Below are 13,684 nucleotides of genomic sequence, written 5' to 3' on the forward strand. Positions count from 1 at the left end.
GGCGGATGAACAGGGTTGAGGCTTCGGATCGGCTCGGGCCTCAACCGCCCTCGTCGTCGAACACCTTCGGATACACGCGCACCAGTACGATGCGCGGTCCCTTCATCTTCTTGACCACCACGTCGAAGTCTTCGAATTCGACGCGCTGCCCTTCGCCGGGCAGATCGTTTAGTGCCTGGATCACGAGGCCGCCCACGGACTCGGCCTTGCCCTCATCGATGTCGATACCCAGCGCCCGTTCGAGCGACACCACCGGCAAGCTGCCCTTGCCCATCAGCGTGCCGTCGTCCATGCGGGTCCAGTCGGCGTCGCCCTGGCGGAACTCGTCGTGGATCTGTCCGACCAGCGCGCCGAGCAGGTTGTCGAGCGTCAGGAAGCCGATCGGTTTTTCGTTCTTGTGGCCGACCAGCGCGAAGTGCGGCGCGCCTTTGCGAAAGCGCCGGAACAGTTCGAGCGCCGGCATGTCCGGTTTCACGTACTGCACGGGGCGCACGTAGCGCGACAGGTCTTCGAGCGTGCTGCCCGCCTGACGCGCGAGCAGCAGGTCCTTCAGATGGATCATGCCGGCCACGCGTTGGCCCGCGGCATCCTCGAACAGCGGATAGCGGCTGAAGCGGTGCCGCGCGACCACCTGCATGTTCTCGCGCAGCGGCAGATCGCGCCGCAGGCAGACCATTTCATGCGACGGCCGCATCAGGTCCGATACGGTCATACGCGAGAAGTCGAGCGAATGCGCGATCGTGTTCCATTCGTCCTGGCTGTACGCGCCGCTCGACGAACCGAGTTCGCTCGCGACGTTCGCGCGGCGGCCGCGCAGGATCAGCTTGAGTTCCTCGGTCGAGTAATGCGAGTCGTGGCCGTGGTCGGTATCGAGGCCCGCGGCCTTCAGCACCGTGTTCGCGCTCGTGTTGAGCAACCAGATGGCCGGGTACATCGCCCAGTAGAAACCGTACAGCGGTGTTGCGGCCCACAACGAAATTTTCTCCGCCTCGCGGATCGCCAGAGACTTCGGCGCGAGCTCGCCGACCACGATATGCAGGAACGAAATGCACGAGAACGCGAAGAACAGCGAAATGCCGTGGGTCAGCCTCTCGGACTCGACGCCGATCAAGGAGAAAAGCGGCCTCAGCAGTTGCGCGAAAGCCGGCTCGCCGATCCAGCCGAGCCCGAGCGACGCGAGCGTGATGCCGAGCTGACACGCCGACAGATATGCGTCGAGCTGTCCGTGCACCTTCGCGAGCAGACGGCCGCGCATGCCATGCTGGGTGGCGAGGCTTTGTACGCGGGTCTGCCGGAGTTTGACCAGACCGAATTCGGCAGCGACGAAAAAGCCATTGAGTGCAACCAGAAACATTGCACCGACGAGGGCGACAACCTGTATCAAAGCGACGGGCTCCGGCAACAAAAGTTGTCAGTATAGAGTTGAAAGCTCTATGAAATATTTATTGTGCGCGACGCATTCGCGCGCGACGCTCATTTCGGCACCGTCGCGCTGAACGGCACGCGCAGCACGAGCGTGGCGGGCGTCGCGGTGACGCTGCCCGCTTCCGTCGAATCGCTTTGCTCGAAGCTCCCGCCATGCGCCTCCGCGACGCGCTTGCACAACGCGAACACCCACGCGATGCGCTTCGCCTCGCGCGGCTCGCCCGCCTGCTTGCGCGCGAACGCTTCGAGCACGTGCGGCAGCGCCGCGTCGTTCAACGCGGCCTCGTTCGGCTCGTACGCGACGCTCGCATGCCATGTGCCGTTGTCCGCCCGCGCGGCCAGTGCGACCTCGGCGCCCCGCGCGCTCGCTTCGACGGCGAACGTCAGCATCAGCCACAGCGCGGCGGCGAGACGAGCGCGGTCGCCGTTCAGTTGCTCGGTGGCGATCTGCGAGTCGAGCCGCACTTCGACGCCGCGCGCGCGGGCGAGGCCGGCGCGGACTTCCTCGATGGTTTCGGCGAGCAGCGGATGCAGCGGAAAAGGTTCATACGTGAGCGCGAGCGATTTCGTTTCGGCGCGCGTCGCGTCGACGATCGTCTCGAGCAGCTTCACCTGCTGATCGACGCCGCTGCGAATGCCGGTGATCGCGCGCTGCGAGTTGGGATCGTTCGCGTCGAGCTTGCGCTCGAGCACGTACGCCCAGCTATGAATCGCATTCAACGGACCGCGCAGGTCGTGCGACACCAGCGACAGCACATGATCGCGCATGAACAACGCGGTTTCCGCGCGCAGCAGCGCGCTGCGTTCGGAGATGACGAAGCCGGCCGACGCGGGCTGGGCGCCAGCCGTCCCGGTGGGTGACGTAGTCACGATCGAGTCCTCTCAGGCAGTGCTGGATGATGGGGGGAAGCCTCATTATAGGCATCCCGTTCCGACCGACCAGTCCGGGCCGAACCGCGAGGCGCGCCGCAATCCGCATGCCATGCGCGAAACCGGACAAGATTCGGCGATCGGCTTCAACGCGCCTACAATGTCGCTTTTAAGTTTTTTGATCTGAGGAGCAACGCATGTCGACTGTGACGACCGAATCCGGCCTGAAGTACGAAGACCTCGTGGAAGGCACCGGCGCCGAAGCCGTCGCCGGCAAGACCGTGACCGTGCACTACACGGGCTGGCTGACCGACGGCCAGAAGTTCGACTCGAGCAAGGACCGCAATGACCCGTTCGCGTTCGTGCTGGGCGGCGGCATGGTCATCAAGGGCTGGGACGAAGGCGTGCAAGGCATGAAGATCGGCGGCAAGCGCAAGCTGACCATTCCGCCGCAACTCGGCTACGGCGTGCGCGGCGCGGGCGGCGTAATTCCGCCGAACGCGACGCTCGTGTTCGAAGTCGAACTGCTCGCAGTCTGAGCTGCACCTAAGTGTTGTTATGAGCCACGCCGCCGTCACCGCCCCTAACGTTTCGCTGCGCTGCTATGGCGCGATCGAAGCGTCGGACGTGCACGACTTCCACCAGGTCGTGCTGGGGCTCGACGGCGCGATGGTGATGGCGGTGAACGGCGTCGCGGAGCAGATCGACGCCGGCTCCGCATGGCTGATCCCGGCCGGCGCGCGGCACGAATATTCGGGCGTCGGCACCAACCGGCAGCTCGTACTCGATTTGCCCGCGACGTCGCTGGCGGTGCCCGAGCGGCTGTTCGAGCGCGCGCGAGCCGTGGCCGTCGATCCAGCGCTCGCGCAACTCGTCCACACGATTGCCGTGCATGCGGCGGGCGGCGCGGGCGAAGCGCAAGACGATGCCTTCGGTCATCGTCGCTTCCATTGGGATGCCGCCGCACGTCTGGGCGCCGCGCTGGTCGTCGATTCCGGGGCGCTCGCCGGTGCGCAGAGCGAAGGCGTTCGGCTCGATTTCGCGCGTATCGACCGCTGGCTGCGCGCGCATCTGTCCGAGCCGCTGAAGATCGCCGACCTCGCCGCGCACTGCGGCTTCGGCATGCGGCGTTTTCACCAACTGTTTACCGATGCGTTCGGCGAGACACCGCATCGCTATTTGCAGCGGCTACGGCTCGACACGTCGATCACGCTGCTCGCGGACCCACGTCTTTCGTTGACCGATATCGCGCTCGACATCGGCTTCGGCGATCAGAGCGCTTACACGCACGCATTTACGCGGCGTTTTGGGCTGGCGCCCGGGCAGTGGCGCGCGCTGCGGCACTGAGGGCGGCGAAGGTCCCTGTCAGCCGTCTAATCCACGCTGCAGATCCGCACGGATATCGGCCGCGTTTTCGAGCCCCACCGCAAGCCGGATCAGACCTTCGCTGATGCCCGCCGCCGCGCGCGCTTCGGGCGTGATGCGGCCGTGCGTGGTCGTCGCCGGATGCGTGATCGTCGTACGAGTGTCGCCCAGGTTGCCGGTGATCGAACAAACCTTCGTGCCGTCGATCACGCGCCATGCGTTCGCACGCATCTGTTCGGGCGTGTCGCCCTTCAGTTCGAACGACACGATCGCGCCGCCCGACTTCTGCTGACGCATCGCGAGCGCATGCTGCGGATGCGATTCGAGTCCCGGATAGAACACGCGATTGATGGCCGGATGCGAGTCGAGCCAGCGCGCGATTTCGAGCGCATTCGCCGACTGCTTTTCGACACGCAGCGACAGCGTTTCCATGCCTTTCAACAGTACCCACGCGTTGAACGCGGACAGCGTCGGCCCGGCACTGCGCACGAACGGAAACACCTTTTCCATGATGAATTGCTTCGAACCGACCAGCGCGCCGCCGAGCACACGGCCTTGGCCGTCGAGGAACTTGGTCGCCGAATGCATGACGACGTCCGCGCCCAGTTTCAGCGGCTGCTGCAACGCCGGGCTGCAGAAGCAGTTATCGACGACGAACAGCGCATTCGCGGCCTTCGCGATCCTGCCGATCGCTTCGATATCCGAAACCTCGGTCAGCGGGTTGGAAGGCGTTTCGAGGAAGAACATCTTCGTTTCGGGACGCACCGCTTCGTTCCACGCGTTCAAATCGGTCGGATCGACGAACGTGGTCGTGATGCCGAACTTGCTGAAGATCTGCGAAAACATGGCGAGCGTCGAGCCGAACAGCGCCCGCGAGCTCACGAGGTGGTCGCCCGCCTGCAACGTCGACATCACGACCGACATGATCGCGGCCATCCCCGACGCCGTCGCGATACAGGCCTCGCCGCCTTCGAGCGCGGCCAGCCGGTCCTGAAACATCGAGACGGTCGGATTCGAGAAGCGCGAGTACGTGAAATAGTCTTCGGAGTTCTTAAAGCGCTCGGCGGCTTCCGCGGCGCTCGCGAACAGGAAGCTCGAGGTCAGGAAGATCGCTTCCGAGTGCTCGTTGAAGTCGCTGCGCGCGGTGCCCGAGCGGACGGCCAGCGTGTCGAAGTCGAGGTTCAGGGAGTCGTCCATGTTGGGTCTGGTCTCGAGGAGTCGGTCGCTGCCTCGGCGGCTAAATGAGGCAGCAACAAAAAAGCCCGCTTTGCGTCGGCATAAGCGGGCTTCGTGTGCGGAAAGGTGCGGTGTGTGCGCTCAACCCACCGACAGTTGCAGATGCAGCTGCGAACGCGCCGGGCCGCCACCGTCGATCGCTTCGCTCGCGGCATCGCGATCCGATTGCGACGACGGCGCGAGACGCGCGCTTTCGATGCGGTCGAGGTACTCGGTCGTGATGTCGCCGGTCACGTAGTTGCCGTCGAAGCACGAAGCCTCGAACGCCTTCAGCGCCGGGTTGATATCGCGCACCGCCTGCTTCAGCGCGTCGACGTCCTGGTACACGAGGTGATCCGCGCCGATCATGCGCGCGACTTCCTCGTCCGAGCGGCCGTGCGCGACCAGTTCGCCGCGCGTCGGCATGTCGATGCCGTAGACGTTCGGGAATTTCACCGGCGGCGCCGCCGACGCGAAAATCACCTTGTTCGCGCCCGCATCGCGCGCCATCTGCACGATTTCGTGCGACGTCGTGCCGCGCACGATCGAGTCGTCGACGATCAGCACGTTCTTGCCCTTGAACTCGATGTTCATCGCGTTCAGCTTCTGGCGCACCGATTTCTTGCGCACCGCCTGGCCCGGCATGATGAAGGTACGGCCTACATAGCGGTTCTTGAAGAAGCCCTCGCGATACTCGACGCCGAGCTTCTTCGCGACCTGCATCGCGGCCGGGCGCGACGAGTCGGGAATCGGCATCACGACGTCGATCGCGACGTCGGGCAGCTCGCGCTTGATTTTCTCGGCGAGGTAGTCACCCATGCGCAGACGCACGTTGTAGACCGGCACGCCGTCGAGCACCGAATCCGGACGCGCCAGATACACGAGTTCGAAGATGCAGGGGTTCAGGCTCGGAGCCGTCGCGCACTGCTGCGAATGCAGTTGGCCTTCCGCGTCGATGAAAACCGCCTCGCCCGGCTGCACGTCGCGCACGAATTCGAAACCAATGCCTTCGATCGCCACCGATTCCGACGCCAGCATCCACTCGACGCCTTCAGCCGTTTCCTGCTTGCCGAGGCACAGAGGGCGAATACCGAACGGGTCGCGGACGCCGAGCAGACCGTAGCCGGCGATCAGCGCGACGATCGCGTAAGAACCGCGCACCCGCCGATGCACGCCCGATACCGCCTTGAACAGCGCGGCCGGATCGAGTTGCAGACCCGAACTCGACAGTTGCAATTCGTGCGCGAACACGTTGAGCAGCACTTCGGTATCGGAATTGGTGTTCACGTGGCGGCGATCGATGCGGAACATCTCATCTTTCAGCTGCTGCCAGTTGGTCAGGTTGCCGTTGTGCGCGAGGATGATGCCGAACGGCGCGTTCACGTAGAACGGCTGCGCCTCTTCTTCGCTCGACGCCGAACCGGCGGTCGGGTAACGGACCTGGCCGATGCCGGTCGTGCCCGGCAGGCTACGCATGTTGCGCGTGCGGAACACGTCGCGCACCATGCCGTTGGCCTTGTGCATGTGGAAATTGCTGCCGTTCGCCGTCGCGATGCCGGCGGCGTCCTGACCGCGATGCTGCAGCAGCAGCAGGCTGTCATAGATCAGCTGGTTGACCGGGGAGTGGGAAACTACGCCTACGATGCCGCACATGGCATGTCCTTCAAAGGTACAAAATTCGTGATGGCGACCGGTGCCTATGCTCGCGCCCGCGCTTCGATGCGACGGGACGCGCTACGCCGTCATGGCAGCCGGTATGCGCCGGAGTCCTGTTGCGCGTTGCTCGGGGCGGCCAGATCGTCCACATGGACGTAAGCGGCGAGCGCCTCGGGGAGCAGCGGTTTCATTGCGCGTACGCCCGCAACCGCATATGGACGAAGCAGCGCGTTGCGCCAGAATTCCTCTTTGGGCAGTTCAGTCAAGCCTGCGAGGGCGACCAGAATCAGCACCAGAACGACCCCGCGGACGAGGCCGAACATCAAACCGAGCGAGCGGTCCGCACCGCCCAGGCCCGTGACCTGCACGAGACGGCTGAGCAGCGCGCTCACCACGCTCGCGACCAGCACTACGCCGATCACCACGAGCGAAAAAGCCAGCAGCCACTGCGTCAACGCGCCGCCCGGCCAGGTGGACGGGATGTACGGGACCACGTAGCCGACGAACTCGCAGGCGACGAAAAACGCCGCGACCCAGCCGATCAAACCAAACACTTCCGACAGCAAACCGCGCCAGGCGCCTCGCAGCGCCGACAAACCGATCACCGCCATTACAGCGTAGTCGAAGGCAGTGAACATCGCTCGCTTACTGTGCGCTGCCGCCGTTCGAGCCCGACACGAGGCCCGCCTCGCGGACCTTCGCGACAGCGGCGGTGGCCGCGGCGCGGTCGGCGAACGGGCCCGCACGCAGCAATGTCAGCGTCGAACCGTCGGCTTGCTTCCGGTGCTCGGTATATGTGGGCACGCCCGCCGCTTTCAACTTCGCGGCCCAATTGCGCGCATTCGCTTCATTCGAGAACGCGCCGAGTTGCACCGCGAAACGGTTGCCCGGCGGCGAGGCCGGCGTGCCGGAGTTCGCGTCGGCGCTGGGGGTGGCCGGATTCGCGTCGTCGTCAGTCGATGCCGACGGTGCGGCGGCGGGGGGTTTCGTCTGTTTGGCGGGCGCGGCGGGAGTGGTGTTGGCAGCGAGTGCCTGCGCTTGCGGCTTCGCGGCGGGCTTCGGCGTCGCGGCGGTAACGGTGCCGGTGGCGACGGACGGCGCCGTGCCCTGCTTCGCTGCGGTCGATTGAGTCGATTGTGTTGGTTTCGCGGCAGGGGCCGGGGCCGCCGCCGTTGTCGCCGCGGATGCCGCGGTCGCTGCCGGCGCGAGGCTGGACGCCGCGATGCCGCTGTCGGCGGCCGGCGGATTGTCCGGCGCGACGCCAGCTTGCACGTCTTCGTTGGCGGTGGATCTGGAGAGCCTCGGCGCAGGCCGGCTAGGAATGTCGATCGAGATGTCGTCGGTGACGGGCTTTGGGTGCGAATCCAGCACCATCGGCAGAATAATTACCGCCGCGACGACCAGTGCGATTGCGCCGACGAGCCGGCGGCGCGCGCGCTGCTTTTCGGGCAGCGTGGGGTCGAGCAGCATTGCATCTGCATCGACGGTGCGCTCGGTGCGGCGGGTACGCCGCTCGACGCGCTCACCGCGGGCGGACCGATTGGAACTGGTGTTTGCGCCGCGCCGGCTGGGCGCGTCGTCTTTCTTGCCGAACGAGAAAATTCCCATGAATCGCTTGGTTCGAGCCTGGCGCCCGCTCAGTGTTGCTGCGATTTCCGGTAGGCCATCACACCCGCTACCGTATAGAAACTGCCGAAAACCACGATTCTATCATTCTCTGACGCACGTTTTAGCGCGTCCTGGAAAGCCTCTGCCGGCGTCGCGTAACGCGTGACGCTGCTGTCGGCGCTGTCGTCCACGCCCAGCTCGCGCAACGCGGTTTCCAGCTCTTGCGCGGACGCGGCGCGCGGGGTCGGCAGATCGGTCACGCACCAGTGATCGATCTCGCCTTTCAGATGACTGAGCACGCCGGCGATGTCCTTGTCGCGCATCGCACCGAACACGGCGTACGTGTACGGGAAAAAGCCCATGTTGCCGAGATTCTGCCCAAGCACCGCGGCGGCATGCGGGTTGTGGCCGACATCGAGCACGATGGACGGCTTGCCCGGCAGCACCTGGAAACGGCCCGGCAAATCCACGTTGGCGATGCCGAGCCGGATGTCCTGCGCCGACACCGGCAGACGGTCGCGCAATGCTTCGAGCCCGGCCAGCGCCGCCGACGTGTTGATCAGCTGATTCGCGCCGCGCAGCGACGGATAGGCGAGCGCCGAGCGCCGCAGCGTCGGTCCGACGTAGCTCCACTGCTGACGCTCGCTGCCGGCTTGGCCTTCGTAACGGAAGTCGCGGCCGAACAGCCACAATTGCGCGCCGATCTTTTCCGCATGATCGATCAGCGATTGCGGCGGCACCGGGTCCGCGCAGATTGCCGGCTTGCCGGGGCGGAAGATACCGGCCTTTTCGAAGGCGATTTTCTCGCGCGTGTCGCCGAGATAGTCGGTGTGATCGATGTCGATGCTGGTGATGATCGCGCAGTCGGTATCGAGGATATTGACCGCGTCGAGACGCCCGCCGAGGCCGACCTCGAAAATCACCGCGTCGAGGCCGCGCGATGCGAACAGGCTCATGATCGCCAGCGTCGTAAATTCGAAGTAGGTCAGCGAAACCGGTTTGGCCAGGCTCTGGCGCGCGGCTTCGACCGCTTCGAAGTGCGGCAGCAGATCTGCGTCGCTCGCCATTGCGCCGTTGATGCGCGCGCGCTCGTTGAACGACAGCAGATGCGGCGACGTGTGGCAGCCCACGGTGTAGCCCGCGCGCAGCAGAATCGCTTCGAGAATCGCGCAGGTCGAGCCTTTGCCGTTCGTGCCGCCGACCGTGATGATCGGGCACGCGAACGACAGCTGCATCGCATCGCGTACCTGGGAGATGCGGCTCAAACCCATGTCGATGCCGACCGGATGCGCGGATTCAAGGTGCGTGAGCCACGCGTCGAGGGTGGGGAATGTCGTCATCGGGTGAATCTTGAGTGAGTCGCGGTAGTTCGGTTCTGCAGTGCTGCGAAGGGTGCTGGTCAGGCGGTCGCGGTCCGGATCGCGGTCGCCGGTCATGGGTAGAGACCGGGTTTGTGCGCATAAACCGCGAAACGGCATCGCAGACGACCGTAATTATCCCGGAAATGACAGCGCGCCGCTTGATTGCTCACGCGGCGCGCTATTTTCTTGATTGCTTCGGTGCCCGGTTCTTACGCGACCGCGTCCGCCGGCTGATGGCTCAACAGCGCCAGCAGTTGCGCGATCTCTTCGCGCAGCTTGCGACGATCGACGATCATGTCGATCGCGCCCTTTTGCAAAAGGAACTCGGCGCGTTGGAAGCCTTCCGGCAGTTTCTCGCGCACAGTCTGTTCGATCACGCGCGGGCCGGCAAAGCCGATCAGCGCCTTGGGCTCGGCAATGACGACGTCGCCAAGGAACGCGAAACTCGCGGACACGCCGCCCATCGTCGGGTCGGTCAGCACCGAGATGAACGGCAGCTTGGCTTCCGCCAGCTTCGTGAGCATCGCGGTGGTCTTCGCCATCTGCATGAGCGACAGCAGGCTTTCCTGCATCCGCGCACCGCCCGAAGCGGTGACGCAGATGAACGGCACTTTCTGTTCGAGCGCGTTCTGTGCGCCGCGCGCGAAACGCTCGCCGACCACCGACCCCATCGAGCCGCCCATGAACGAGAACTCGAAGTTCGCCACGACGACCGGCAGCGTGTGAATCGCGCCGCCCATCACGACCATTGCATCGGTCTCGTCCGTTTCGTCCATCGCCTCTTTGATGCGCTCGGGATACTTGCGGCTATCTTTGAACTTCAGCGCGTCGACCGGAACGATTTCCTGGCCGATTTCGTAGCGGCCTTCAGGGTCGAGCAGGCTGTCCAGCCGCTCACGCGCGCCGATGCGCATGTGATGGTCGCATTTCGGACACACATGCAGATTGGCCTCCACGTCGTTGCGATACAGCACGGCTTCGCACGACGGGCACTTGATCCACAGGCCTTCCGGAATTCCCTTGCGGTTCTTCGGGTCGGTTTGTTTGATTTTTGGCGGCAGCAGCTTATCGAGCCAGCTCATGGGGAATCCTTCTGGGTCAGCAGTCGCGCGAACGGCGGGACGAGCCCGCCGCTCACGTTACCGCGACAAAAATAACTGTTATCGGGCAGTCGCGACGCTATCGAGCGCCTCGCGCACTTCAGCAACGAAACGCCTGAGCGTCTCGGCAGCGGCGTCAGGCGCTGCCTGTTCGAGCAATTGAACGATACGGCTGCCGATCACGACGGCATCGGCCACCTCGCCCACCGCACGCGCCGTTTGCGCGTCGCGAATGCCGAAACCGACGCCCACTGGCAGGGGGACGCGCGACTTGATGGCCGGGATTTTACTCGCGATGCTGGAAACGTCCAGATTCGCGGCGCCGGTGACCCCTTTTAGCGACACATAGTAGACGTAGCCGCTGGCGATCCGGCCGACTTCGGCGATCCGTTCGTCCGTCGAAGTCGGCGCGAGCAAAAAGATCGGATCGATACCGGCAGACTGCATCTGTTCAGCGAAGTTAGCGCATTCTTCAGGCGGATAATCGACCACCAGCACGCCGTCGACACCGGCTTCCTTCGCGGCTTTCGCAAAGGCCTCGGCGCCCATTCGCTCGATAGGGTTCGCATAGCCCATCAGCACAACGGGGGTTTTGTCGTCGGTTTCGCGGAAGCGCTGGACGTCGGCCAGCACGTGACGCAGCGACACGCCCTTTGCGAGCGCGCGTTCGGACGACTGCTGGATCACCGGACCGTCGGCCATTGGGTCGGAAAACGGCACGCCGAGTTCAATCACATCGGCGCCGCCGGCGGCGAGCGCGTGCATGAATTCGACCGTGCGAGCCGGGTCCGGATCGCCAGCGGTCATGAACGGAATCAAGCCTTTCTTACCTTGGTCGGACAGCGCGGCAAACGTGTTCTTGATACGGGACATGGAAGTATTCTCGAATTAGGGCTACTGCGCGCTCATCGCCGCACATGTTTAGGCGGAATAAGCGGCATATTTCGCGCTTTTCACTGCACTTGGGTCGACGGCTGCATTTTCGGCTTCGCTCGGGTCCGACGCGGCGCAGCAGGCGTAGCGGCGGCGCTGACGCGCTCGCGCGCTATCGCGCAATAGCTCTCGTTGATCTCATAGCCGACGAATTCGCGCTGATGACGGACGCAAGCGACTGCGGTGGTGCCGCTGCCCATGAACGGGTCGAGCACGCGGCCGCCCTTCGGGCAACTGGACAGCACCATCCGCTCGACGATTTCCAGAGGTTTCTGGGTCGGATGCGCGACGCGCTCGGCATGTTGCCGATGCAGACGCGAGACCGACCAGACATCCTTCGGATTATAGCCAAGCTCCAACCACTTGCTTCCTTCGAACAACTTTCGCGAACGCGCCTTCTTCGTGACTGCGTCGTACGGGATGCGCACGGGATCGAGATCGAAGAAATAGTCCTTCGACACCGCGAAAAAGCCGATGTTGTCGTGCACCGACGTGAAGCGGCGCGTGGTGCCGCCCATACTCGGCACGCGCCGGTCCCAGATGATCTCGTTAATCATCACGAGTTTCGTCTTCAGAAAACTGAAGATTTCCGGCGCGTATTGCCAGGTGCAGAAAATGTACAGCGAACCCGACGGCTTGAGCTTCGGGACAGCCACATCGAGCCAGCCACGCGTCCAGACGAGAAATTCCTCGCCCGTGCGCATGTCCGAGTCGTTGCCATAGTCCTTCCCCAGTCCGTAAGGCGGATCGCAGACGATCAGGTCGATCGACCCGTCGGGAATGTTCGCTACATCGGTCAGAAAATCGCGGTTCAACAGCTGAATGCCGGCCGGCACTTGCGCAAGCAGCGGTGCAGATGCCGCGGCCGCCGATATTTTGGCGGCCGGATTCGTGGTTTCAATGGCCGGCTGCGGCTCGTCGAACTCGTCGCGCATCGCCGCGGCTCAGAACTGGATACCCGATCGCTCGGCGACCGTGTGCATGTCCTTGTCGCCGCGGCCCGACAGGTTGACCAGCAGGATCTTGTCTTTCGACAAGGTCGGCGCGAGCTTCGTGGCGTACGCGAGCGCGTGGCTCGACTCCAGCGCAGGAATAATGCCCTCGATGCGGCAGCAGTCGTGGAACGCCTTCAACGCTTCTTCATCGGTGATGCCGACATATTGCGCGCGGTTGCTCTCTTTTAGCCACGCGTGCTCGGGGCCGACGCCCGGATAGTCGAGACCTGCCGATACCGAATGCGTCTCGATGATCTGGCCGTCTTCATCCTGCAGCAGATACGTACGATTGCCGTGCAACACCCCGGGGCTGCCGCCGATCAGCGAAGCCGCGTGGCGACCCGTTTCGATCCCGTCGCCGGCTGCTTCGACCCCAATCAACTGCACGGATTTGTCATCGATGTACGGATAAAAGATACCCATTGCATTCGAACCACCGCCAACACATGCGATGACCGCATCCGGCTGGCGACCAGCGAGTTCGGGCATTTGCACGCGGCATTCGTCGCCGATCACACGCTGGAAGTCGCGCACCATCATCGGATACGGATGCGGACCCGCAACCGTGCCGATGATGTAGAACGTATTTTCGACGTTGGTGACCCAGTCGCGCATCGCTTCGTTCAGCGCATCCTTCAGCGTGCGCGAACCCGATTCGACCGGCACGACGGTCGCGCCGAGCAGTTTCATGCGGTACACGTTGGCGGCCTGGCGGCGTACGTCCTCGGCGCCCATGTAGACCACGCACTCCATGCCGAAGCGCGCGCAGATCGTCGCCGTGGCCACGCCGTGCTGGCCGGCACCGGTTTCCGCGATCACGCGCGGCTTGCCCATGCGCTTGGCGAGCAGCGCCTGGCCGATCACGTTGTTGATCTTGTGCGCGCCGGTGTGATTCAGGTCTTCACGCTTCAGATAAACCTGCGCGCCGCCGAGCAATTCGCTCCAGCGCTGTGCGTGATAAATCGGGGAGGGCCGACCCACGAAATACTTCAGTTCGCGCTCGTATTCGGCGACGAATTCCGGGTCTTTCTGATATTTCTCGTACGCTTCGCGCAACTCGTCGAGTGCGGAAAACAGCGTTTCGGCTACGAATACGCCGCCAAACTGGCCGAAGTGGCCCCTTTCGTCAGGCAAGTTGTACATGGTGATCACTCTT

Annotated in this window: 13 protein-coding genes; 2 read left to right on the top strand and 11 right to left on the bottom strand. The window is 64.0% G+C overall.

Annotated elements, in window-relative coordinates; translation table 11 throughout:
* Positions 1–40: 40 nt before the first annotated feature.
* Together AB3X86_RS08025 and AB3X86_RS08030 are read right to left on the bottom strand one after the other, a co-directional pair.
* Positions 41–1,384, bottom strand: a complete 1,344-nt coding sequence (locus AB3X86_RS08025) for a hemolysin family protein (RefSeq protein WP_368595552.1) — start codon at positions 1,382–1,384, stop codon at positions 41–43.
* A gap of 89 nt (positions 1,385–1,473) precedes the next feature.
* Positions 1,474–2,295, bottom strand: coding sequence for a sensor histidine kinase (locus AB3X86_RS08030; protein ID WP_368595553.1), 822 nt, complete (start codon positions 2,293–2,295; stop codon positions 1,474–1,476).
* 197 nt (positions 2,296–2,492) lie between these two features.
* On the opposite strand from AB3X86_RS08030, the gene AB3X86_RS08035 reads away from it, so the two are divergent.
* Together AB3X86_RS08035 and AB3X86_RS08040 are read left to right on the top strand one after the other, a co-directional pair.
* On the top strand, positions 2,493–2,834 hold the full coding sequence (locus AB3X86_RS08035; protein WP_176378877.1) for an FKBP-type peptidyl-prolyl cis-trans isomerase: 342 nt from the start codon (positions 2,493–2,495) through the stop codon (positions 2,832–2,834).
* Positions 2,835–2,853: 19 nt separating this feature from the next.
* Entirely contained in the window at positions 2,854–3,642 is a 789-nt protein-coding gene (locus AB3X86_RS08040; protein ID WP_368595554.1) for an AraC family transcriptional regulator, read from the top strand.
* An 18-nt stretch (positions 3,643–3,660) separates the two neighbouring features.
* Here AB3X86_RS08040 and AB3X86_RS08045 read toward each other — a convergent pair whose 3' ends face one another.
* The 9 genes from AB3X86_RS08045 to trpB all read right to left on the bottom strand — a co-directional run bounded on the left by AB3X86_RS08045 (position 3,661) and on the right by trpB (position 13,671).
* Positions 3,661–4,857, bottom strand: a complete 1,197-nt coding sequence (locus AB3X86_RS08045) for an O-succinylhomoserine sulfhydrylase (protein WP_368595555.1) — start codon at positions 4,855–4,857, stop codon at positions 3,661–3,663.
* Positions 4,858–4,977: 120 nt separating this feature from the next.
* The gene (gene purF / locus AB3X86_RS08050) at positions 4,978–6,528 is read right to left on the bottom strand and encodes an amidophosphoribosyltransferase (protein ID WP_368595556.1); all 1,551 of its coding nucleotides are present in this window, start codon (positions 6,526–6,528) and stop codon (positions 4,978–4,980) included.
* 89 nt (positions 6,529–6,617) lie between these two features.
* Positions 6,618–7,169, bottom strand: coding sequence for a CvpA family protein (locus tag AB3X86_RS08055; protein ID WP_368595557.1), 552 nt, complete (start codon positions 7,167–7,169; stop codon positions 6,618–6,620).
* A gap of 7 nt (positions 7,170–7,176) precedes the next feature.
* Entirely contained in the window at positions 7,177–8,139 is a 963-nt protein-coding gene (locus AB3X86_RS08060; RefSeq protein WP_368595558.1) for an SPOR domain-containing protein, read from the bottom strand.
* A 29-nt stretch (positions 8,140–8,168) separates the two neighbouring features.
* Positions 8,169–9,479, bottom strand: a complete 1,311-nt coding sequence (folC, locus tag AB3X86_RS08065) for a bifunctional tetrahydrofolate synthase/dihydrofolate synthase (RefSeq protein WP_176378873.1) — start codon at positions 9,477–9,479, stop codon at positions 8,169–8,171.
* Between the two features lie 230 nt (positions 9,480–9,709).
* Positions 9,710–10,582 (bottom strand): acetyl-CoA carboxylase, carboxyltransferase subunit beta, encoded by an 873-nt coding sequence (gene accD, locus AB3X86_RS08070; protein WP_176378872.1) that lies wholly within the window; start codon positions 10,580–10,582, stop codon positions 9,710–9,712.
* 78 nt (positions 10,583–10,660) lie between these two features.
* On the bottom strand, positions 10,661–11,473 hold the full coding sequence (trpA, locus tag AB3X86_RS08075; protein WP_368595559.1) for a tryptophan synthase subunit alpha: 813 nt from the start codon (positions 11,471–11,473) through the stop codon (positions 10,661–10,663).
* A gap of 80 nt (positions 11,474–11,553) precedes the next feature.
* Positions 11,554–12,468, bottom strand: coding sequence for a site-specific DNA-methyltransferase (locus AB3X86_RS08080; RefSeq protein WP_368595560.1), 915 nt, complete (start codon positions 12,466–12,468; stop codon positions 11,554–11,556).
* Positions 12,469–12,477: 9 nt separating this feature from the next.
* Positions 12,478–13,671 carry a tryptophan synthase subunit beta gene (gene trpB / locus AB3X86_RS08085; protein WP_013092943.1) on the bottom strand — a complete coding sequence of 398 codons (1,194 nt, stop codon included), beginning with the start codon at positions 13,669–13,671 and terminating at the stop codon, positions 12,478–12,480.
* Positions 13,672–13,684: the final 13 nt, after the last annotated feature.

Source organism: Paraburkholderia sp. BR14374 (genome assembly GCF_040948685.1).
GTDB lineage: Bacteria > Pseudomonadota > Gammaproteobacteria > Burkholderiales > Burkholderiaceae > Paraburkholderia > Paraburkholderia youngii.

What these genes read in the sequence shown, in the direction of transcription:
- AB3X86_RS08055 (WP_368595557.1), bottom strand. Translation starts at nt 7,169, where the DNA reads ATGTTCACTGCCTTCGACTACGCTGTAATGGCGGTGATCGGTTTGTCG.
- AB3X86_RS08060 (WP_368595558.1), bottom strand. Translation starts at nt 8,139, where the DNA reads ATGGGAATTTTCTCGTTCGGCAAGAAAGACGACGCGCCCAGCCGGCGC.
- accD (WP_176378872.1), bottom strand. Translation starts at nt 10,582, where the DNA reads ATGAGCTGGCTCGATAAGCTGCTGCCGCCAAAAATCAAACAAACCGAC.
- trpA (WP_368595559.1), bottom strand. Translation starts at nt 11,473, where the DNA reads ATGTCCCGTATCAAGAACACGTTTGCCGCGCTGTCCGACCAAGGTAAG.
- AB3X86_RS08040 (WP_368595554.1), top strand. Translation starts at nt 2,854, where the DNA reads ATGAGCCACGCCGCCGTCACCGCCCCTAACGTTTCGCTGCGCTGCTAT.
- folC (WP_176378873.1), bottom strand. Translation starts at nt 9,479, where the DNA reads ATGACGACATTCCCCACCCTCGACGCGTGGCTCACGCACCTTGAATCC.
- trpB (WP_013092943.1), bottom strand. Translation starts at nt 13,671, where the DNA reads ATGTACAACTTGCCTGACGAAAGGGGCCACTTCGGCCAGTTTGGCGGC.
- AB3X86_RS08080 (WP_368595560.1), bottom strand. Translation starts at nt 12,468, where the DNA reads ATGCGCGACGAGTTCGACGAGCCGCAGCCGGCCATTGAAACCACGAAT.
- purF (WP_368595556.1), bottom strand. Translation starts at nt 6,528, where the DNA reads ATGTGCGGCATCGTAGGCGTAGTTTCCCACTCCCCGGTCAACCAGCTG.
- AB3X86_RS08045 (WP_368595555.1), bottom strand. Translation starts at nt 4,857, where the DNA reads ATGGACGACTCCCTGAACCTCGACTTCGACACGCTGGCCGTCCGCTCG.
- AB3X86_RS08035 (WP_176378877.1), top strand. Translation starts at nt 2,493, where the DNA reads ATGTCGACTGTGACGACCGAATCCGGCCTGAAGTACGAAGACCTCGTG.